The organism is Pontiella desulfatans (assembly GCF_900890425.1).
Classification (GTDB): domain Bacteria; phylum Verrucomicrobiota; class Kiritimatiellia; order Kiritimatiellales; family Pontiellaceae; genus Pontiella; species Pontiella desulfatans.
In genome coordinates, this window is sequence record NZ_CAAHFG010000001.1 from 3,812,275 (window position 1) to 3,834,596 (window position 22,322).

Consider the following 22,322-nt stretch of genomic DNA (forward strand, 5'->3'; position numbering starts at 1 on the left):
GTATTCCCAACGGAATATCATACTTGCATAAGTAGGAAATCAACTTTTGACCATATATAGATGCCCGTAACGATATATCACACTTATGCAAGTATGATAATCGGTCAAAAAACGAAACCCGTTTCATCTGACCGGGCAGGCAAAGGAGCCTTGATTGGGTGCACGCCTATTCGGACAGTTCGAGCACTTCCGGGGCGATCTGCGCAATCATGTCGTGGCACAGCTGGTCGACCCGCTCGGCCGAGGAAGATACCAGGGCCTTTTGCGCGAGTTCGACTGCGGCGGAGTAGTAGAGCTTGCGAATCACGTCCTTGATCAGCGGCGCCTGGGAGGGGCTCATGCTCAGCTCGTCGACCCCAAGCCCGATCAACAACGGAACCAGCTGCGGGTTCGCGGCCATCTGCCCGCAAACGCACGTCCAGAGTCCATGCTTGTGGCTCACTTTAACGATATGGTCGATCAGGCGGATGATGGCCATATGGGTTGGCTTATAGAGGTGGGCCACATTCTCGTTGCCACGGTCCACCGCCATCGTGTACTGGATCAAGTCGTTGGTGCCGATGCTGAAAAAACTGACGTGCGGAGCGATGATGTCGGCGATGAGTGCGGCCGAAGGCACCTCGATCATGGTACCGATCTGCATGTCCTGGTTAAAGGCAACCCCCTCCTGGCTCAACTCCATCATGCACTGGCGCAGCAAGGTGTTCGCATCCATGACCTCCTGCACGCAGGAAACCATCGGATACATCATCTTAACATTGTCGTGAACGCTGGCGCGGAGGATCGCGCGCAACTGTGTTTTGAATAGATCGGGGTGCGACAGGCAGAGTCGGATGGCGCGGTCACCGAGAAACGGATTCAACTCATCGGGCATTTCAAAGCCGGCGGGGAGTTTATCGGCCCCCAGATCAAGCGTACGGATGACCACCGGCGAGGGATATTGACTCTCGGCCGCCCGGATATAGGCTTCCGCCTGGGCGTCTTCATCCGGCAACGACCCGGCTCCCAAAAACAGGAACTCGGTGCGAAACAAACCGATGCCCTTGGCCCCGCGCGCACCGACCGCATCGAGTTCCTCGAGCAGCTCGATGTTGGCGGTGATGGGCACCAGATAGCCGTCTTTCGTTTCCGGTGGCTTGTCGCGCAGCCTGTCGAGTTCGAGCAGGATCTGTTCCTGCTCCTCGGCACGCTTTTCGTAGGCCCGCAGCCGTTCTTCCGTAGGATTGATGAAAACCAGTCCCTTGGCGCCATCGATCAGCACGGCATCGCCGGACGATGCCACCGCAGTGATATTATGGAGCCCCACAACCGCCGGCACCTCAAGTGCCTTGGCCATGATGGCCGTATGCGATGTTGAGCTACCGAGATCGGTAATGAACGCCTTCACCATGGCTTTGTTGATGCTGGCCGTATCCGAGGGGGACAGATCGTGGGCCACAACGATGCACGGCTTGGAAATCTGCTTCATCTGGTCGAGCGATTCGCCAGCCAAATTGGCGAGGATCCGCTTGGTTACATCGCGGATATCGGCGGCGCGCTCGGAAAGATAGGAGTCCTCCACCTTGGAGAGCATATCGGCATACCGGTTGGAAACCGCCCGCAGGATCGGCTCAACGTTGACCATTTCGTTCTTAATGGAACGAATAACGTCTTCGATGAAGGTTCGATCGTCCACCACGAGGATATGCGCATCGAAAATACTCGCATGCTCGTCGCCGAGCACCTCGCCCACCTGCTTTTGGATATGCTTGATTTGATCGTGTGTCGCGATCAGTGCCTCTTCGAAACGGGCGATTTCGCTGGGGATTTCATCGGCCGAGATGGAACGCTGCACCGTCCGGTCGGTATGCGGCGCGAGCAACTGTGCATCGCAAACGGCTATTCCAGGAGAAACCCCGATCCCCTTGAGCGCGATTTCGTGTTTTGCGTGCGTTCCAGCCACCGGGATCATTCCTCGTAGAATTTATTGACGAACAGCTCCTCGATCGCGTCCATGGCATCCTGGGCATCTTCGCCCGAAGCGGTCACCTGCATCGTGCTTCCCGGGAAGCCCTCGATCGTCATCAGGCCGATGATGCTCTTGCAGGACACCTTGTTGCCATCTTTTTCAATGAAAATATCGCATTCGAACTTTCCTGCCGCCTTCACCAGCAACGCGGCCGGACGGGCATGGATGCCATACGCGTTCAGAACCTTGAATTTTTTAACCAGCGTTTCCTCACCCATGTTGCACCCGCCCTTTTGTTAGCCGGGAGATGATCTTGTCGTCCAGCTCTTTGGCCGCATCGTGGCCGAGTTCCTTCAGTTTCTGGTTGAGCGCAGCCACTTCGACGATGTTCGCCATATCCCGCCCGGAACGAACCGGCAGGGTGATGCACGGAACCTCGACCCCCATGATTTCAATGGTATCGGGGTGTACACCCGTGCGGTCTTCATTGCCCGTGGGTTTCTTTAAATCGATTACCAGATCCAACTCCGTCTGGCGGCGGATGGCGGCGACACCGAACAGGCTGGGAACATGGATGATGCCCAAGCCCCGGATTTCCATGTGGTAGCGGGTCACTTCGTTCGCCCAGCAAACGAGGCCCCCGCGGCTGGTGCGCCGCACCTCGGTCACATCGTCGGAAACCAGACTGTAGCCCCGTTCAATCAGGGAAAGCGCTGTTTCGCTTTTCCCGATCCCCGGATCGCCGCGCAGCAGCACCCCAATGCCCATCAGCTCCATGCAGGTGCCCTGGATCCGCTTTTGGGGGGCGGTCAGCTTTTCGAGCAGCACCGTGCATTCGTTGACAAAGTTCATCGTCACCATCGGCGTACGGAAAACCGGCACCTTGTGGCGTTCCGCCAATTCCAGGATATCCTTGGGCACCTTGCGGTTGCGGGTGATGACAATTCCGGGAATCTGTTGACCGAACAGCTCCTCGAGCCTCTCTACCCGATCATTCTGGGACAGGCTTTTAAGATAGGTGAATTCCGCCAAGCCGAAGATTTGCAGGCGCTGGTTGGCAAAATATTGGAAAAACCCGGTCAAGGCCAATCCCGGCCGGTTCATGGCGGTTTCCGGCAACTTCCGGTCCAGGTTCTGCTCGCCGGTTACGATACTGAGCGACAGCTTTTCGCCGCCCTCATCCCACAAGCTCTTAACGGTTATTGGCACGATTGTACTCCAGATTAGGATTTAAGCATTCAGAATGAAGAACGGGAACGTGCTCCGTCAATCTTCATTCCGAATTGGTATTCTACACGTTACTTGTGGTGGTCTTGAACCTTGTCGCGATGCTTGCGCATCTGGCGCTCGGCGTGCTCGATGGAACGGTCGATCGCGTCATACAGGTTTTCGGACTTTTCCGTGGCCGTAATGCGGATATGGTTCGAGGCTTGGATGATGGTCTCGGCGACCTGGTCGCGGTTCTCCGTATCGAGGATGACCTTGATGCTTTCTATTCGCGGGAACACGCCCAGACATCGCTCAAGCTTGTCTTCGACATGGGCTTTAACGTTGTCGGTTACATTAACATGCCGTCCTGTAATACTTACTTGCATGGCTTGCTCCTTTCGGTTCTGTTACATACTGAACCGCGGTCCCAGATAGAGTTCGCGGCTCACCTCGTCGTTCACTAGAAAATTGCTGTCCCCTTCGCTCAGCACCTGCCCCTCGCAAAGCAAGTAGGCCCGATCCACCACCGCCAGCGTTTCGCGCACGTTGTGGTCGGTAATCAGCACGCCCAGCCCCTTGTCGCGCAGGTCGCGCACAATATCCTGCACGTCGTTCACCGCCAAGGGATCGACCCCGCTGAACGGCTCGTCGAGCAGAATGATGGAGGGATTCGTGACCAGCGCACGGGTGATTTCGAGTCGGCGGCGCTCGCCGCCACTCAGCGTATAGGCCCGTTGCTTGGCCAAATGGCCGATCTTCAGATCATTGAGCAACTGCTCCAGTCGCTCTTTGCGCTCCTTGTGTGAAATGGGCAACGTTTCGAGGATCGACATGACGTTTTCACGCACCGTCAGCTTGCGGAAGATGGACGGTTCCTGCGAGAGGTAGCCCATCCCCATGCGAGCGCGTTTGAACATGGGGGTACGGGTTACGTTCTTGCCATTGAAAAAGACCTTGCCGCTCGTCGGACTCACCAACCCCACGATCATATAGAAGCTCGTGGTTTTGCCTGCGCCATTGGGGCCGAGAAGCCCGACGATCTCGCCGGCCTTCACATTGATCTCCACTTCACGCACGACTTTGCGGCCCTTGTATGCCTTGACCAGCTTTTCAGTCCGGATCAGATAGGTTTCTTCAGTTGCCATTTATTCGTCTAAATCTTTCAGGAATTTTGCTTTGGTTTCCTCGTCCAGATACAACAGAACACGCGCGTTTGGCTCGCATACCATCCTTCGGGGTTCAAGCCAGATCTTGATTCGGTCTCCGGTCATTATGTTCTGCCCTTGCTTAACCTTCGGCTCCCCCTCCAATGTGAATCTACCTTCGTCCGCATGGTAGGTCGCCCTGTCAGCCAGCGCTTTCCTGTCGTCTGATTGGATTATTACCTCGCCCAAGGCCTCGATCCAATCAATTTCGTTATCATCTTTTAAGAAAAGGCGTACATTGGCGCAATTCATTGCGGCGCGGGGATCGCGCACCCGGACATTGCCAATCAGCTCGGCCATGCCCTTCGATTCGTCGTAAACCACCCGATCCGCCCGGATTTCGGTATCGCCTTCGACCCCTTCCGAAATACCCTCCATCTTCAAACCGGAGGCCCCCGTCAGCTCAAGCAGCGCGTTGGGCTCGCAAACCATGCGTCGGTCGCCCTTGATCCAAAGCTCGATCCGCTCGCCGGAAAGCCGGTTCCCGCCATCCGAGGCCGTGGCCTGGCCCTGCATTTGCACAAACCCGTTCCGGTAGTTATAGATGGCCTCTTCGGCCGAGGCCGTACGGTTGCTGCTGACCATATCCACCCCGCCCTTGGCCTCGACATATTCCAGCTCGTTCGAGATAGAAAAGCGCCCAATCAGGCTCTCGGTCTCCAGGGTGCCCTGGTCGTCCAGCACCACGACATTCCCATCCATGCGGACATAGCGGCGCGTATGGTCCAAAACCAGCCCCTCGCCGGTCAACAGCGTTTCTCCGGGCTTGCGCTCAGCCGTCTTCATCTGCTCCAGCCGGGCAATGAAGGCATCGAATTCCCCCTCGACGGCAGCAGGGTTGTTAACCACCACTCCCTGAACCGCAGTGGTTTCCGGGGCAGCAGCCGCGGGAACAACGGTTGCCTCGTCGGCGAGCGCCTGGATATCCGCCCACTCTTCCGCATCCGGATCGGAGCGCTCCCGCTTGGAGCAGGCAACGGTGAGCAGAACGCAACCACAGAGCGCCATTCTGAGGATGAAGCGGCTCAAAACTCCGCCCCCTTCATCTCGCGGGCGGATTCCTTCACGACCACCCTGGAGTTGTGCAGAACCTCGAACTTGTTTTCCGCCGAAGAAAAACGGAATCCCTTGCCGGTGATGGTCATCTGGTCCATGTCGATCAGCACATCGCCCTCGGAATAGACCATGAGCAGCTTTTGCCCGTTTTTTTCCTCCATCCGGGTGAAGCATTGCGGGGCAAAGAGCGACATGAAGACCTTCTTGCCCTCGAACACATCGATCCGCAGGTTGGTCACATCCGCCACGCCGCCTTCGAGAATCTTGGCATAGCCGCCATAGAGCTGCGCTTTCAGATTGCCCTCTTCATCATAATAGGGCGCGCGCACCCCGGCGACTTCCATGCCGGTTTCCATGTATTCGTCCAGCTTATTGGCGGGCGGAACCTGGGCGGAAGCAACATGCACCAGCATGAGGGCGAGGATATGGACAACTACGTTTTTCATGGACAACAGCCATATAAACAGAAGGTCGCGAAGAGCGCAAAGCAAACAGCCCGGCATCTTCGCGACCTTCGCACGCTTCATTCCACCCGTTAGCCGACTTCGACGATGCTCGGGGTATAGTCGGCCGGCGGCACGTAGCCCAGCAGCGTGATGCAGGTGGCCGCGAGGTTCGCGATGCCGGCATCGGCCACATCCGCCTTGCGGGCCTTGGAAACGCCGGACGGGTCGTAAACGATCGCCGGAACGGGGTTGAGCGAGTGCGCGGTCTTCGGCTTGCACTTGCCTTCTTCGTTCAGCTTGAGTTCGCCGGTTTTCTTGTCCAGCTCGCACATGTCGTCCGAGTTGCCATGGTCGGCCGAGCAAACCATGATGCCGTTGGCCTGCTTCACCGCTTCCATGATGCGGCCAACGCCGGCATCGACGGCTTCGACCGCAACCTTCACCGCATCGAAGACGCCGGTGTGGCCGACCATGTCGCCGTTCGGGAAGTTCAGGCGGATAAACTTGTATTCCCCGCCTTCGATCGCCTTGACCACTTCGTCGGTAATCTCGACGGCCTTCATGACGGGGGCATTCTCGAACGGGCAGACATCCGACGGGATCTCCATCCAGGTTTCGGTCGCGAACTTGCCGGAATTGTTGCCGTTGAAGAAATAGGTCACGTGGCCATATTTCTGGGTTTCGGAAATCGCGAACTGCTTCACGCCCGCGTTGGAGAGATATTCGCTCATGGTACGGTCGATGGCCGGCGGCGTAACCAGATACTTTTCCGGAACGCCGAGATCGCCGTCATACTGCATCATGCCGGCATAGATAACGTTCGGCTTGGGGCCGCGGTCGAACTCGGTAATCTCGTCGGCCTCGAAGGCCTTGGTGATTTCCAGCGAACGGTCGCCGCGGAAGTTGAAGAAGATGACGCTGTCGCCATCGACAATCGGGCCAACCGGCGCACCATCGCGCTCAATCACGAAGGCCGGCAGATCCTGGTCGAGGATGCCCGGCTTGTTCGCGCGGAACTGCTCAATGGCCTCCTTCATGGAAGCAAACGGAGTGGCCTCGGCCTTCACGTGGGCTTTCCAGCCCCGGTCAACCATGCTCCAGTCGGCATCGTAGCGGTCCATCGTGATATTCATGCGCCCACCACCGGAAGCCACGCAATAGTCCACCGAACCATCGGCGTTGATGTCGGCGAGGAACGCATCGAAACGCTCCACATATTCGAGAACGGAAGTCGGCGGAACGTCGCGGCCGTCGATCAACGGGTGGATGCGGGCTTTCTTCACGCCCTGCTCCTTGGCCTTCAGCAGCATCGCTTCAAGGTGGTTGATGTTGGAATGCACATTGCCGTCGGAAAACAGGCCGATAAAGTGGAGCGCGGAACCCTTGTCGTTCACATTGGCAATCAGTTCCTGCCAAACCGAGCCTTCATACATGGAGCCGCTTGCGATGGCATCGCCAACCAGCGCCGCACCCTGGGCGAACACGCGTCCGCAACCGATCGCGTTGTGGCCGACCTCGGAATTACCCATGTCGCCGTCGTCCGGCAGGCCAACCGCAACACCGTGCGCCTTCACTTCGGTATAGATGGCATGTTCGCGCAACCAGTCCAGATTCGGGGTGTTCGCGATCTTCACAAAGTCGCTTTCCGGGTTCTTTCCGATCCCGACGCCGTCCATCACGACCAACACCACCGGCCCCTCCGGGCCGCCAAAAGCTTCGTTTTTCTTCAACTGTTCCATGATTCAATTTCTCCTGAAGTTACCAGTAATTGCAAAAAGTCCGGGAAATATGCCTTTAGAGCCGGGGGCGGGCAATGAAATAAACCATTTTGAAAGGGACTTGTAATTTTGGATACCCGGAACCACTATCCCCGCCCCTTTCAACCAACAAGGAACCTTTTCTATGAATCCGTGGGTATTGCTTGATCAAGTCGAGGTACCGGGCAGTGGAGGCTCGATGAAGCTCTACCAGCGAGCGTTCGAGTTTTCGATTTCGGTGAAAAACGAGGAATTGATGAATAGCCGCATGCATGGATCGGAGGATGCCTTGGCGGAGCTGGCCTGCGGGCGGGTGCGGGACCGGGAGCATCCGCGCGTGTTGATCGGCGGGCTGGGCATGGGGTTCACCCTGCGCGCGGCGCTGGACCATCTGGGAACCAATGCCTATGTGGTCGTGGCCGAGCTGGTGCCGGCGGTGGTGCAATGGAACCGCACCCATCTTGCGGAGCTGGCGGGAAATCCGCTGGAGGATCCACGCACCCTGGTCCGCGAATCGGACGTGGCGCTGGTGATCAAGGAAAAGGCCGAGACCTACGACGCCATCATGCTGGATGTCGACAACGGCCCCGATGCGCTGACCCACGCGGGCAACGACCGGCTCTATTCCCACGGCGGCATCAACGCCGCCAAGAAGGCGCTAAAACCGGGCGGGATCCTGGGGATCTGGTCGGCCGAGCCGGATACAGCGTTCACCAAGCGCCTGCGCGGGGCGGGCTTCAAGGTGGAAGAGGTCACCGTTCGGGCGCGCAAGACCAAAGGCCGCCGCCACACGATCTGGCTGGCCGAAAAAACGTGATTAACCACAAAGGCACCAAGAACACCAAGTTGCACAAAGCTTTGCGACAGGATTTGCCAACATCCTCTTAGAGTCCTTTGTGCCTTAGTGGTTAAGAACTGTTTGGCTTGTTATTTCCGGGCATTGGAAACATGATGCGCGGCTAATCAGGAATTTTTATGAAGAAACAAACCTTTACCGTTAAATACAAGCAGGAGGGCCAGCGGCTGTTCGCCGTGATTGCCGAAACCCTCGATATCTCGAAAAAGCAGGCCCAGGCGGCCATCGACGCCAAGCATGTGCTGGTGAACGGCAAGCGCGTATGGATTCGCCGCCACGAAGTGGTGGAGGGCGACGTCGTCGAGATCCTGATCGAGGACCAGAAGAAGCCCGAAGCCAAGCACATTGGCATTCTCTGGCAGGACTCGGACTACCTGGTGGTCAACAAACCGGCCTACTTCCTGACCAATGCATCGGACGAGAGCATCGAGGCCAAGTTGCAGAAGCAGGAAAAGAACAAGAACATCTGCGCCGTGCACCGCCTCGACAAGGAAACCTCCGGCTGCGTGATCTTTGCCAAGAGCGCCGAGGCCAAGGCGGCCATGATCCCGATGTTCAAGGGGCGCGACATCATGAAGATCTACCGTGCCATCACCATCGGAAGCTTCCCGAAAAGCTGGAAGGAAATCCGCACCGATATCGATGGTTTAATCTCGACCACCCTGGTTAAGCTGCTCGACACCAAGAAACACGCCAGCTATCTGGAGCTGCGCATCGAAACGGGCCGCACCCACCAGATCCGCCGCCACCTGGCCGACAAGCGCTACCCGGTGATGGGCGACAAGAAATATGCCGGCACCGGCAACGAGCTTTCGATCGAACAACCGCGCCAGATGCTGCATGCCTACCGCCTCATCTTCAACCATCCGAAAACCGGCAAGCCCGTGCGCGCCACCGCCCCCCTGCCCGGCGACTTTAAACGGTGCCTGGCGCAGATGAAACTGCGCTAGACTACCGCCCCAAGGGCTACCGCCCCAGCAACACCTCCGCGCTCAGGCCATCGCGGCATTCGATTTCGATGACGGTTTGGCCGTTGGCGGAAGAGATGATCTTCGGCTGGCTTCCGGCGGTTTCCATCGGCTGGACGAGCTCGTCGATCTTCCATTCGCCGGCGAGGGTGATGCGGACGGTGTTCGGGCGGCTTGGCCAGAAAAACCATTCGCGCTCGTAGATGGAAAGCTCGGTGCGGGAGCCATCGGGCAACAGGTCGTCCTGGCCGTCGTAGATATTGAGGTCGGGATCGGAAACGTTCAAACGCAGCTTTTCCCCGTCGGCTTTCACGATGAAGGTTGAGGCCTTGTTCACCGACTTCACCGCGCCCTGATCGAACGTGGCTCCATTTTCGGCATAGACCGCGTAGGCGGTCGCCGCTTCTTCGTTCAGGGAAACCACATGGGCCCTGGCATCCCTTTGCAGCACGTCGATGGTTGGCCGGGAGGCAAACGCCTTCATCGAGTCGGAATCGGCACCGGCCACCAGCACATATTCATAGCCGGCGCTTTCCGGAGCCTTGCCGTGGTCGAACCAGGCCGTGGCAACGTTGCCGGAGACTTCGCCCTTATCGTGGCATTGGGGATGGGTCTGCTCCGAACGCGTCAGCTTGATTTCACCCGACGGCACATAGTAGCCCGTTCCGCGGTTGTCGATCAGCCACTGCGGTTGCTTGGTTTTAAGCGTCCGCTTGAGCGGAAACTTGGCCAGGTCCTTTCCGCGAATCTTGATGGGCTGTTCCGGTGAATCCAGCTGGGTCTGGAACAGCGTGGTCTCGACGGCATATTCGGGAATCTTGCTGCAGATGTCGGAACCGAGGCAGACGACCTTGTTGCCGACGAAGAACCACGATTTTTTGCCGGTGAAGGATTCGAGGCCATACTTGTCGTGCCCCTTGAACTCGAAGGCGTGAACGCCGCAGCCATAGGAGGTTTCGACCCCGCCGGAGAAGGCCTGGTCGGAGAAGAGGTATTCGCCGCCCTCGTCGCGCACCTTGCCGACGCGCGTGGCCATCTCTTCGAAGGGCATTTTGACCGAGGTGGTTCCCGGGTAGCGGCGCCAGTCGATGCCGTCGTGCCAGGTGCCTTCGGCCGGTGTCAGGCTATCGAGCGAACCGGGATAGGCGACGTCGAGGTAGCCGTTGGCAATAAAGAGCGGAAAGGCGAAGAAGTCCCTGCCCCAGCTTTCAAACGGATAGACATATTTGGAGTGCGTGCGCGCGGTGATCATCCAGTCGTTCTTCCGGCGCTTCATGCCGACGCAGGTGTAGGGCAACGAGCGGAAGCCGTCGAGCGGTTCGTAGGGGGTGCCCATCGTGTCGAGCATGGCGGCAAACTGCTCCGAACTGGTGTAGTTGCTGAAGCGGATGGAGGCAAACGCCTTAGGCGTCATCATCTTGTCGGTGAACAAGCCATCATAGTAGGTCTGCGCCACCTTCCGGATCCGGCGCGCGGCATCTTCCGATGCCTGGAACGACGTACCGCTCAGAATGTCGTAGGTGCAGACGGAACCATAGATGGCGCGGCCACCATAGCCATAGGCGTGTCCGGCGTGGTGGAAGATGGTGCCATCGGGTTTGAAGGTTTCATCGAGCGCGTTGGCGTAGGCGGTTTCGACGTTGGAGAAGAAGGAGGAAAAGTGGCGCAGGTCGCGCGCCTTTTCGGGCGAATCCTTCATCAGCATCGGCGTAAGCAGGCGCAGGGAAAGCAGCCCCTGCATGTCGTCGGCGTCGCACGCCTTGCGCCCCGCCCAGCCATAGGCCTGGTCTTCGCGGTAAACACGGTTGAAGCCGGTCAGCCACTTGCTGGTTTCAATCGCCTGGCACAGGCGGCCGTGCCGCTCCAACGGCTCGCGCATAAGGAACAGTGCGGGCACATATTCGCGGATGATGTAGGCATAATGGTGGATCCAGCCGAGTCCGGCGCCGGCAGCCATGCCCTGATCCTGTCCATAGTCGAACAGATCCATGAACAGGCTTTCGAGCTTGGCCTTGTTTTCGGCGGACGCGGTGCATTCCCACGCCTTGGCAATCTGGAACAGTGTGGCGCAATAGTCGTGGCGCCAGTTCATGATGCCGTCCCACAGCTTGTCCGGAGGAATGCCCGCCTCTGAAAAATATTCCTTCATCACATTGCCGAAGACCAGCGGACGGCCATAGATGTTGCCGCCGTCGCGAACGATTTCGAATCGGGCAAATTTCTTTTCAATGCCCGCAATCTTGGAATCGTTCCACTTCGCCCGTTCGTCTTCGTCGAGCCAGTACGGCATGGCCTGCCGTTCCAAGGTTCTGAAATCGGCGACAACCCCATCCGTCAGCGGCGCGAGATTGAACGTCGGGGTGAGTCCGTTGAAATGCAGCAACCGGTGCTCGTACTGCGAGACCAGGCGCCCGTGCGAATCGATCTCCGGCAGCTGCGGATTGGCCCCGACGGTGCGCGGGTTCATCGGGACGGAAAGACCGATCGTATCGATGAAAAAGGTTCCCGAACCGGTGTTCGGCGCGTGGATGGTCATGCGGGTCATGTCTTCGCGCGGGAGGCCTTTCATGTCGCCGCGGTCGTAGTTGAGGGCGATGGTGCGCCAGCCCTTGAAGTTGAGCCAATAGTCGAACCAGCAATCCACCTCGTCGCCGCGGCCGAACTCGATGCGGAGGCGCTGCGGACGGGCTTCGTCGTTATGGATCCACATGAAGAAACCGTGGGGCGTTTCGAGAATCTCCATGTTCGTGGGGTCGGCATGGGTCATGAGCGCATCATCCTCCGCGTCCAGCTTGCGCTGCTTGCGGTAGCCGATGGGGGTGTCGAACACGATCCGGTCGTTGCCCTTCCATTCCCATTTCACCGATTGCGACCCGTGCTTCATGCGCGTGGTATCAAGCGAGACCGTCCCAGTGGCGGCGAAGCCTTCGGGCATCCCCTCCTCGAAACTCTCGATGCTCTTCGCGGGGGTGTTATACGCGCTCCCCATCATGGGGAATACCAGGGCCAGAACGGCGATGTGATCAATCAGCTTCATGTGATTTCCCTAATTCAGTTCCATTTTAAACACCGTGGCGATTTCGTCCAATTCCGCATCCGGCACCGCCAGCCAAAAGTTGCGCTTCGCCCAGTGGAACGGCACCTCGACCTGGGTTCCCAACACCGTGATGCGCTTGATGCCGCCCTCCGGACAATAGGTGTGCCTGGCCAGGTCGCGGATTTCGATTTCGCTGCCGACCGCCGGCTTGCCGAGCATGAAGAGGTAGAGGAACCGTCCATCCTTGGAGCGCAGGAAGCGGCCATCCTTTTCGGTGTACTGCACAGTGGCCGACTGCCCGCCGTGCTGGCCGGCCTCGACCTTGGCATGGCCGAAGCCATAGACATCGAACGCGCGCGTTCCGTAGACGGCCTCTCCATGCTTTTTCATCCAGGCGCCGATCTTGAGCAGGATGTAGTGCTGCTCCTGCGGGATCACACCGTCGGCGCGCGGCGAAATGTTGAGCAGCACCACCCCGTTCTTGCTCCAGACATCGATCATGTTGCGCACCACCAGCTCGGCCGGCTTGTATTGCTGCCCCTCGACGTAGCACCACGACTTGGTGCCCAGCGTCACGTCGGTCAGCCAGATGGACTCCGAAAGATCCTTCTTCCCGCCCTGCTCGATGTCGAGCACGCCGATGGAAGACGGCATGTCCACCTGCTTGTAGGCAATGACCACCTCCTGGTTTTTCTTTTGCGCTTCATTGAGGTAGTAGGCCGCGAACTGCTTGCGGTATTCCTGCGGGATCATCTTCAGCCACGAATCGAACCAAATGATGTCCGGCGAATATTGGTCGATGACTTCCTTCAACTGATCGAACCAATATTGGTTGAACTCGGCCTCGGGCATATTGCCGTAGAGCTTGCGCAGCACCGGGTTGGTCGACGAGGTGGCAAAGTCCGGGTGGTAGGCAAAGTGGCTGTTGTAGCCGCCCCACTCCTCCGGCTTGTCGGCATAGCGCTGGCCGACGCGCGCATGATGGAAGGTGGTGATGAATTTCATTCCCCTGGCCTTGATCGACTTTTCGAGCAGCCCGGTGATGTCGCGTTTGGGGCCGCGATCGGCGGCATTCCAGGGATTCACGGAACTGTCCCACATGGCGAATCCATCGTGGTGCTGCGCGCACGGCCCGGCAAACCGGGCCCCGGCATCCTCGAACAGCTGCGCCCACTCTTCGGCATCGAACGCTTCGGCTTTGAACATCGGAACAAAGTCGTGGTAGTTGAACGTGGCGGGATCGCCAAAGGTCTTCGCGTGGTGCTCCTTCACCTTGCCGTCGCGGTACATGTGGTAGGGATACCACTCCCCGTCGAAAGCCGGCACCGAATAGATGCCCCAGTGGAAATAGATCCCCAGCTTGGCGTCGGCAAACCAATCCGGCGCCTGTTCGTGCGCGGCGAGCGATTCCCAGTCCGCTTCGTATCCGGCACCCGGGTTCGTGGCGCACGAACTACCCAGCACAACCACCAGCAACCATAGCGTTGCATGAACCATGTTCCGTTTCATCCGCTTGCGTTCCATACCAACAACCTCCCGATCCATTAATGACTTTCAACACTAAACCGAACCTGCCGAAACGGGCTTCAAGGGCACCACCATGTTCCAGGAATGGTTCCCGGGCTTGGGATCGGAAAAGCCCCCCTCGCCTTCCCATATGGCGAAGAACAGGTGCGAAGGCTGCCCGTCTTCAACGAGAGCGCTACACCGTTCGACATTACCCAGCAACTGCCTGGATCCATCCGCCCATTGGATGTTGCGGGTATAGGCCTTTGGATCGTCGTGCAACGTCCAGCCGAGGCAGTCCGGGGAATGCGCAAGGATCCCCGCGCCCCGCTCGCCGGTAATTTCGCCAAACTGATCCTTGGCGAGCATGTGGAAGCCATCTTCGTTTTTCCAAAGGAAAGGATCCTCGATCACGCCGAAGGTCTTTTCCGAGAAAAGCGGCTCGTCGTTGAGCACCGTGTAGGGGCCGGCATAGTGCGGCGCCGTTGCCAGACCAATATTCATTTCGCTGTGGATATGCCCTTCATAGCGGCGCGACTTGAAGATCAGATGGGCCGAGCCGTCATCATGGATGACCGGCGCCGGATTGCTCGTCAGGAAACTGTAGAAGGAATCCGGCTTCGTTTCCAACACCGGCGCATCCATCCGCTCCCACGGCCCGAAGACGCTGTTGGCAACCGCAATGCCGATGCGTTTATTGGCCCGGCCCGCGATGCACCACTTGCTATCCAGCGTCAGTTGGTCGGCCATCTCTTCCGTCACATCCTCGAACGGATGCGTTGAGCCCATGTAGTAGAGGACATACGTGTCGCCGTGCTTCACCATGCGCGGGTTATGCGTGGAGCGCCCGTCCCAATATTGCGCACCGCGTGCCGGCAGCACCACTTCCTCGAAGGCGTATGGCCCTTCCGGCGTGTCCGACGAAGCCCGCACGATTTCCGAGGCAATCATCCAGGCCGGGTGAAACCGCTGGTATTTCGGGACCCGCGAGGCAAACATATGGTAGCGCCCGTCCTCGCCCTTGACGACCGAGCTGCCCCACACCCACCAGCCCTCCATGCGGAAACCCTGTTCCCGCGAGACGGTTCCGATTCGGTCGAATATTGGATTCATGCTAAGCAGGATACCGAATGATGTCGGCGAACTTTTTTTCACGGTACCAGGGATCGTTCGACTGCTTCAGCCACATCCCCAGCTCGGCCAAAATGAACTCCGCGTCCGCCGGCGGGATATCCGGCAACTGAAGTTCCTTCATCTGGTACGGATCGTTTTCATTGTCGAACAGGAACTGCCCGCCCTCTTCATCGATCTGGAAGGAGTAGCGATCCGTGCGCAGCCCCTTGAACCGGTTGTTGTAGCCCAGGAAGTGCGCCGATTTCGGTTTGGGCTGGGTCGACCAGTCGCCGGTGATGATTTCGCGCGAATAGTTCCTGCCCTCGACGGACGAAGGAATGCGATCCTTGAGTCCCAGCATGCCCAAGACCGTCGGCATGATGTCCGGCGGGGTGATCATCAGGTCTTCGAGCGTTCCCTTGGTTTTGCCGGGAACCTTGATCAGGAACGGGACGCAGAAGGCTTCCTCGAAGATGACCAGCTTGCCGAACTTGTTGTGGCTCCCCATCATTTCGCCATGGTCGGCGGTGAATACCACAATGGTGTTGTCCGCCTCACCCGCCTGCTCCAGGGCCTTGAACACGTGCCCCAGCTGCTGGTCGACCCCGGTCACATTCGCAAAATAGAACGGCGCGCGTTTTTCGGCCAGCGCCTTGTTTTCACCCTCCACATTCGGACGCGTCAGCAGGCCGGGCTTCCCTTTGTAGTGCTCCCGGTAGGCCACCTCGTCGCAATCCTTTTCCGAATCGTACGGGTTGTGCGGCGGATTCGGCGCCCAGATGATGGAAAACGGTTTGTCCGGATTGCGTTGGCCATGGCTGTTTTTGAGATAGTCGGCCAGGACATCGGCTTCCAGTTTCGGCGAATAGATTTTCGGGCGGTATTGCTCGCCGTCCTTCCGGCCTCCGACCTTTTCCGGATCGTTGGAATAGACGCGCGGGTCCTTGTGGACATCCTTCACGCACTGGAACCAATATCCGTTTCCGTGGCGCCCGCGCCCCGGCGGGATGTAGGTGTCGTACGGATTAAAGTGGTGACCGCCCGGCGCATCGGTTGAGCCGACATAGTTCTGGTTTTCATCGAACAGCGGATCGTTGCGCTCCCAGTGGGTTTTGCCCACATAGCAGGTGTCGTAGCCCGCACCGGCAAGCACATCGGTAAAGCACTGGATATCGTGTTTGAGGTGATCCGTCCGGGTCTGGTGGCAATTGTTCACCACCCCGTTCTGCCACGGCCACATGCCGGACATCAGCATGGCGCGGTGCGGGCTGCAAACCGGACAGGTGCTCACCGCCTGCGTGAACACCACGCTCTCCTGCGCCATCTTGTCGAGCGTTGGGGTAACGACCGGGTCGGACGCCGTGCGCAGCTTCCCCTTGAACGGGCCCTGTTGCCAAAAACCCATGGCCTCGCGTCGCATCTGGTCGGGAAAAACAAACAGCAAGTTAGGCGGCTTCCGTTTTACGGCGAGCGTGCTGGAACCCAGCATGGCGGCTCCGGCGGTCATGGTTTTCAGATAATTGCGTCGTTTCATTCGAACTCCCGTTCCGGTGGATAACAATGCAGGAGAGTATGCCGATTGCCTGGCGTTGAGAAGCCCATCTTTGCGCAGATGTCCCACGGCATTCACGCATTCCATTCGCCCCCAAAACCGATCGTGAAGGTTAAGGCAACAGCTTGACGTCCACCTCGTAGAAACCTCCGGCCTCGATCGCGTGGAGCGTATCGGTGTAGCTGTTTTGCGGGAAGAGGATTCCGCTGGCCAGGTTGGTGAAGGCGTTGGTTAGCGAAACGCTGTGCCACACGCCGTATTCGCGGTTGGAGACGGCGCTCCACTCCACCACAAAACCGGAAGACAGGTTCGTGGATGAGGCCGCGAAAAAGGATCCGGCGTTGGTGGGATTGGTTCCCGCAATGAATTCGGCGAGGTTGTCGAACCCATCGCCGTCGGCATCCGCCGTGGCCATCGCGTTGGTTGCCCCGCCGAAATATTCCTCCTCCCAGCCATTGGGGATGAGGTCGCCGTCAAGATCGTTGTTCCCCTCTGCGAAGGTCAGCAGCAGTGTCGGGATGCCGGCCCCCTCCCTGGAAGAAAAGTTGCGGTAGTTCGCACTGGTGGTTTTAAGTCCGAACGCATAGGTGCCGTTTCCCGTCACCACCGATGAAACGTCCAGCTCCACCCATTGTTCCGTCAACGCCGCCGCCGTCGAAATGGTTTCATCCATCGTGGGGCGGCCGTCCCACGTCATCGACGTTTCACTCCAGGCAACATCGTTCACCCTCCAGATACCAACCGTATGATCGTGGAGGGAATAGAGCCGCACCTTGGCTGAAACAATCCCGTTCGTTATGCCGGACACCATGAACTTGAGGAAGGCGTTTATTTCACTCGTACCCTCCTTGCGGACGTTCAATGTTGAAGCGGTTCCGAAGTTACCCGTCGGATCGGCCTGCTTCACATAGGTATCCTCCAGCACCTCGAATTGCGCCGAGCCCGGGCTCGGCGGAACGGCAGGCTCTTCGCCATATTCAGGGATATCCAGATCCGGAACGACATAGCCGTCATAGGGGGAGGTTTCCGAAGCCGACGGCGCCCCGGAAAGGGTTGAATACGGCGCGTTGTTTCCCTCGACTTCAATCGGCGCCCCCGAAATGTAGCGGTTGGAATCGTATACCTTCCATTCGGAGGGATCCCCGTTGTGGAGGCTGATGCTGGAATATCCATCCGCGCATTCAAATGTATTGGAGGCGATTTTGTTGTTTACCCCCGCGAGGGTGTCCGACATGTAGTAGGAAATCCCGTTGCGGCCAAACGTGGCCTCATCCGTCAGGATCTCAAAGTGGTTACGGTAGACGAGCTGATTATCCAGGCCGTGCGTCAGATCGCTCGCGTAGGAATAGAGCAGCAAGGGCGTGTCGACAAAATAGTTGGCGGCAATCACCCCCGGCCCGGCCGTGTCGCGATGCTTCAGGCCACCGGCCGGCGAGTTGGGATGCCCGCGGAACCAGTTGGCAATGATTTCCACATCCTCCGCCTGGGTGGCGTAGATGATGTGGTCGACATCCATGTTTCCGGCATGCTGCTCCACCCCGCAGGCGACGGGATCCATGTTGAAAATATTATCGATCACGAGCGTGCGCCGGCATTCGTTCAGGCGCATCGCGCCCTTCATGGCCCCCATGCGGTTCGGCAAGCCTTCCTCCGCCTTGAACTGAAGCAGGCGCGCTTCCGGGTTCATCCAGTTCGCATAGCCCTTCCATTCCGTGTCGAGCCAGGTCAGGTTGCCCAGATCTAGGCCGAAAATGTTGCGACGGATGACCATGTCGGTGTTGCTGAAATTCTGGATGCCCTTGATGCCGTTGTCATCCCAGTCCGCTTCCGCGCAGAAGAACAGGCAATCTTCCACGACGCAATTTGCCCCCCGGGAAAGCACCACCGTCTGGAAGCCGTCGGCACCGAGGCCGATGGTGGTTGCAAAGGCGCATTGGCGAACCGTGATATTGTCCTTCTGGTTGCCATTCAGATTGAGGGAGAGGTTCAGGAAAAAAAGATCCTCCACCGCCAGGTTGGCAACCGTGGATCCATTATTATCCGGTTCTCCGATCACCTTTAGAGACGAAGCCTTGAGCAGCGAGATTCCATTTTGATCCCCGAAAAGGCTCACGCCGTTTTTCATGCTGATTTGGCCGGTCACCCAATAGGTGCCGGCCGGGAAATAGACATCTTTCCCCTGCGCGTTCGCCGTCGAGATGACCGCATTGATGGCCGCGGTATCATCGGCCACACCATCGCCAACGGCCGCTCCATCCGTAATTGCATTGAGCGTGTTCGCGGGCTGCTGGGCAAGGCCCAGCATCGGGAGCGCCAGCAAGGCAGCCATGCACCATTGGATTGGAATCTTCATATAACCCTCTATCCGCATAAAATCCGCCGTTTAGGCGGATTATCCGGAACCCCTTCAAACCACACGCATGGCAAGCCCCGCATGCGGAGGCTTGCCAGCGCGAACCCATCACATTTGCTGAACCTTCAGGCGGATAAACTTCGCGGCCTTGTCGGTTGTGGGAACCGCATTGGTCACATAATCCAGCGTCACACCGGTCACATTGGTTCCGGTGATGTCATAGCCGGAGTTCGTCCAGGTACCGTGTACCAGGTTATCGTTCACCTCCACATAATACAGCAGGTTGTCGTCGTCCGAGCGTTGCGGATGGACATAGTTGAGCACCCCTGCGGCCACTTCGATGGTCGATGCGGTTCCGGTGTTGCCGATATCGTTGGGATCGCCGTTGCGGGCATATTCCTCAAGGTTCGACAGGCCGTCGAGATCCGGATCGTCCTCCGCATCCCGGTCGGCCGGGGCCAGCCCGAAGCTGGAAATCCAGCTGCCGAACCCGACGCCTTTCAAACTGCCCAGGAAGGCGATGTTGTCGAGGCGCGTCTGGTTCCCTTCGGCTTCCGCGGTGGTGGACGATTGAATGGAGAAGCGGAAGGTTGCCGATTCCCCATAGGCCAGGCTCATGTCCGCCAGCGGATTGAAGACCACGGTTCCCGCCGAGGGGATGTTGCCGATGGACGCAAACGTCCAGTCAAAGTCGGCCCACGGCAGGATGGTTGTAATGTTGGTGACGCCTTCAACCACATTGGTGACCTCATAGGAAACAAACTCTTCCGGCTCCATGATCACCTGATAGACCAGGCCGCTCGACACCCCGGCCAAATCGCCGGAGATGTATTCCAGTTGGATCTGCCGGGCGGCAATGGAGGCAACCTGATGACGGTAGAGGTCGAAATGGAACCCACTCAGGCCCAGGCTGGAATCGGGCGTCACATTCCCGATCGTCATCTCGGCCACAAGTGGAGTGTCGCCCCGACCGGCCCACGGGCGTGCGGGGCTGTTGGTATCGGCGCTGACCGGATCCTGGAACGAACCCAGGCTGCCATCCAGCGAGCCCTGCGACGTGGCGGAACCATTGCCCAGGCTGATCATCGTCAGGGTAAAGTCCACCCCGCCTTTAACAAACTCGAAATCCTCCCGGACATCATCAACATTATAAGCCAGCACTTCGCTCTTGGGGAACGCCGAAGGAGCTTCGCCAATCAGCACTTCGAAGTCATCCACCCGGAACGAGACGTTGGTTGCATCCACCAGGTCTTCACCTTCCATGAAATATCCGACCGCCTGGATATTCGTGAAATCGACACCGGTTGTATCGAAGAACAAGCCTTTCGCCGATGCCATGCTCGTTGCGCCGGTGGTTGCCGGGCTAAAGGCCGCCCATGCATTTTCAGCAATCGGGAAGCTCAATGCAAAGGTGCCGGCGGCCGTCGCCTTTGCCGAGCTGACAAACCATTGGTCATCGTTCAGCACCGCAAAACGGACTTCGCCGACATCGGCACTGAAGCTGTCGATGTTCATCGAGAGGCTGGTCAGGTTTTCGCCGACACCGATATCATCATAAAAATCCCCGGCCTTCACGTAGACCAGGCTGCTTTGGTAGATATCCGTTGCGTTGGTGGCCGGCTCCGCAGTGAGGATCATGCTTCCCGCCGAAGGGTTCCCCCCTGCGAGTCGCGCGTACCGGAAACCGGTGCTTTCGGCCAGGGCCCCCTTGTTGCCAACCTGAAGCATCCCGTGCAGAGGCTGGGCCTGGTAGAACCCATCCCCCAGGCTTCGATCCAGAATCGGCATTTCGGGATGATAGTTCCGGATCAGCAGATTTCCATTCGTCGTGGCCGCATGACTGCCCAGCCGCAGATCAACATTGCCCTCGTCCCCGAAGAACATGTCCGGGCTGCCCCAATCGACGAGTACGCCGTCGGGGATGAAGTCGCCGACCAGCGCAATATTGTCCACCAGCACCGCGTCCGGTTCCGTGGCGGCATCCGTTGAGCTTTTCACGATCAAGCGGAACGTGGCGGTTTCGTTGGTGCCGAGCACGCGGTCGGACATGGCGTTGAAGGCTACCGGCGCACTACTGGGGTTTTCGCCCTGGGAGCCGAACGTCCAGTCGAAATCCTTCCAGCTGCCGGTTCCGGTCGTGGTGTATAGCGTAACCGCGTAGAGCTGGCCGGTCGGATCGCTCAGATCCCCGGCAACATATTCCATTTCAAAACGGCGCAGGGAGGTATCGGTCGACCGGAAGATATCGAAATAGAGCCCGTTCAGTTTCAAGTCGTGCGCAGAGGTGTTGGTGATGGTGACATCCACCTCCAGGAAAGTCGTCCCGTTCGCCGCCCAGGGATAGGCCGCCGGGGAGTTGGAGTTGGCCCCGGCGGGATCATCGAACGTGCCGTAGGATGCATCGACCGACCCGCCGCTTGCAGCTCCGTCCAGGGCGGAGTTCAACGCCACGCCAACCCCAACCCCGGTGGCCAGGTATTCGAAGTCGTCCTTGTTGCCATCCACGTTGAATGCCAGAACGCGCGCCGAATCCGTGAACGCGTCGCCTATCTCCTCGAGGACAATGTTATCGATCCTGACCGCCTTGTTTCCGTGCACGGCGCTATCGCGCCAAATCTTGAGATAGAGATCGTCCCCCGCATCGGACGCCCCGGCAACATATTCAACAAAATGCTTTGTCCATGTCGCGTGAACGGCGGCCAACCGATTGCTGCTAAGCACCTCGTTGTCGGAATAACGATGGACTTCGAAAACAAATTCCTTGGTTCCGGTAAGGTCTTCGAAGGAATCAAAACTGAACCTGTAGGTGTTCCCCTCCACCATGCTGACCCCCAGATTGGTGGACGTGATGGAAGCGGCATCATCTTCATCCTTGGTATTCATCAGCATCGAGAGCAAACCCGAAGGCGGGGTTTTTCCACTGTCGAAGTTAATCACCACATCCCCGTCGGCATCGTTGATGATCTCCACCGTCCACGCCTCGCTGTTGGTCAGCGCCAGACCGGCACTGGCCACCACCGTATTCGCCAGATCAACATATTCGAAATCGGCAATGGCCGGGTTCAACGGCAGGACACCACTCCATGCCGTGCCAGCAACCAGGCAGGTCGCCAGGGCCCAGCAAAGCTTCTGCAACGACCTGATCCTTGATGCAATCAACGTAGGTAATGACTTTGTTCTCATCGATACTCCTCCATGCATTTAAGGTTTAAAACGTGCAACCAACCGAACCCCGGGCGCTATTCTTCCCACGGTATGTTGGATATAGTAGGCGGTCGCTGAAATAAGAGAAGGAATGCTTTGCGCAAGATAAGTC

16 protein-coding genes are annotated in these 22,322 nt (G+C 58.3%); 2 read left to right on the forward strand and 14 right to left on the reverse strand.

Features of this window, described 5'->3' with window-relative positions; translation table 11 throughout:
• Positions 1–166 precede the first annotated feature (166 nt).
• The 8 genes from ptsP to gpmI form a co-directional block, all read right to left on the reverse strand.
• The gene (ptsP, locus tag E9954_RS13425) at positions 167–1,942 is read right to left on the reverse strand and encodes a phosphoenolpyruvate--protein phosphotransferase (RefSeq protein ID WP_168442233.1); all 1,776 of its coding nucleotides are present in this window, start codon (positions 1,940–1,942) and stop codon (positions 167–169) included.
• 5 nt (positions 1,943–1,947) lie between these two features.
• On the reverse strand, positions 1,948–2,226 hold the full coding sequence (locus E9954_RS13430; protein ID WP_136079661.1) for an HPr family phosphocarrier protein: 279 nt from the start codon (positions 2,224–2,226) through the stop codon (positions 1,948–1,950).
• A complete protein-coding gene (gene hprK, locus E9954_RS13435) occupies positions 2,219–3,157 on the reverse strand; it encodes an HPr(Ser) kinase/phosphatase (RefSeq protein ID WP_168442234.1) in 939 nt (312 codons plus the stop codon). The genes E9954_RS13430 and hprK overlap by 8 nt, the downstream gene beginning before the upstream one ends.
• An 89-nt stretch (positions 3,158–3,246) precedes the next feature.
• Positions 3,247–3,543 carry a ribosome hibernation-promoting factor, HPF/YfiA family gene (gene hpf, locus E9954_RS13440; protein ID WP_136079663.1) on the reverse strand — a complete coding sequence of 99 codons (297 nt, stop codon included), beginning with the start codon at positions 3,541–3,543 and terminating at the stop codon, positions 3,247–3,249.
• Positions 3,544–3,564: 21 nt separating this feature from the next.
• Positions 3,565–4,302, reverse strand: coding sequence for an LPS export ABC transporter ATP-binding protein (gene lptB, locus E9954_RS13445; RefSeq protein WP_136079664.1), 738 nt, complete (start codon positions 4,300–4,302; stop codon positions 3,565–3,567).
• Complete coding sequence (locus E9954_RS13450; RefSeq protein ID WP_168442235.1) at positions 4,303–5,391, reverse strand: LptA/OstA family protein; 1,089 nt, start codon at positions 5,389–5,391, stop codon at positions 4,303–4,305.
• Positions 5,388–5,864 carry a hypothetical protein gene (locus tag E9954_RS32485; protein WP_168442236.1) on the reverse strand — a complete coding sequence of 159 codons (477 nt, stop codon included), beginning with the start codon at positions 5,862–5,864 and terminating at the stop codon, positions 5,388–5,390. The genes E9954_RS13450 and E9954_RS32485 overlap by 4 nt, the downstream gene beginning before the upstream one ends.
• Positions 5,865–5,953: 89 nt before the next feature.
• The gene (gene gpmI, locus E9954_RS13455) at positions 5,954–7,603 is read right to left on the reverse strand and encodes a 2,3-bisphosphoglycerate-independent phosphoglycerate mutase (RefSeq protein WP_136079666.1); all 1,650 of its coding nucleotides are present in this window, start codon (positions 7,601–7,603) and stop codon (positions 5,954–5,956) included.
• Between the two features lie 163 nt (positions 7,604–7,766).
• On the opposite strand from gpmI, the gene E9954_RS13460 reads away from it, so the two are divergent.
• Entirely contained in the window at positions 7,767–8,438 is a 672-nt protein-coding gene (locus E9954_RS13460; RefSeq protein WP_136079667.1) for a spermidine synthase, read from the forward strand.
• A 158-nt stretch (positions 8,439–8,596) separates the two neighbouring features.
• On the forward strand, positions 8,597–9,427 hold the full coding sequence (locus tag E9954_RS13465) for an RluA family pseudouridine synthase (RefSeq protein WP_136079668.1): 831 nt from the start codon (positions 8,597–8,599) through the stop codon (positions 9,425–9,427).
• Between the two features lie 16 nt (positions 9,428–9,443).
• Here the strand turns inward: E9954_RS13465 and E9954_RS13470 are convergent, their stop codons facing one another.
• The 6 genes from E9954_RS13470 to E9954_RS13495 form a co-directional block, all read right to left on the reverse strand.
• Positions 9,444–12,482 carry a chondroitinase family polysaccharide lyase gene (locus E9954_RS13470; protein ID WP_136079669.1) on the reverse strand — a complete coding sequence of 1,013 codons (3,039 nt, stop codon included), beginning with the start codon at positions 12,480–12,482 and terminating at the stop codon, positions 9,444–9,446.
• Positions 12,483–12,491: 9 nt separating this feature from the next.
• Entirely contained in the window at positions 12,492–13,991 is a 1,500-nt protein-coding gene (locus E9954_RS13475) for an alpha-L-fucosidase (RefSeq protein WP_222847177.1), read from the reverse strand.
• 51 nt (positions 13,992–14,042) lie between these two features.
• Complete coding sequence (locus E9954_RS13480) at positions 14,043–15,101, reverse strand: glycoside hydrolase family protein (RefSeq protein WP_136079670.1); 1,059 nt, start codon at positions 15,099–15,101, stop codon at positions 14,043–14,045.
• Between the two features lies 1 nt (position 15,102).
• Positions 15,103–16,635 (reverse strand): sulfatase family protein, encoded by a 1,533-nt coding sequence (locus E9954_RS13485; RefSeq protein WP_168442237.1) that lies wholly within the window; start codon positions 16,633–16,635, stop codon positions 15,103–15,105.
• A gap of 130 nt (positions 16,636–16,765) precedes the next feature.
• Positions 16,766–19,006 carry a CBM96 family carbohydrate-binding protein gene (locus E9954_RS13490; RefSeq protein ID WP_168442238.1) on the reverse strand — a complete coding sequence of 747 codons (2,241 nt, stop codon included), beginning with the start codon at positions 19,004–19,006 and terminating at the stop codon, positions 16,766–16,768.
• 108 nt (positions 19,007–19,114) lie between these two features.
• Positions 19,115–22,189: a hypothetical protein gene (locus E9954_RS13495; RefSeq protein ID WP_136079673.1), complete on the reverse strand. Its 3,075-nt coding sequence runs from the start codon at positions 22,187–22,189 to the stop codon at positions 19,115–19,117.
• Positions 22,190–22,322: the final 133 nt, after the last annotated feature.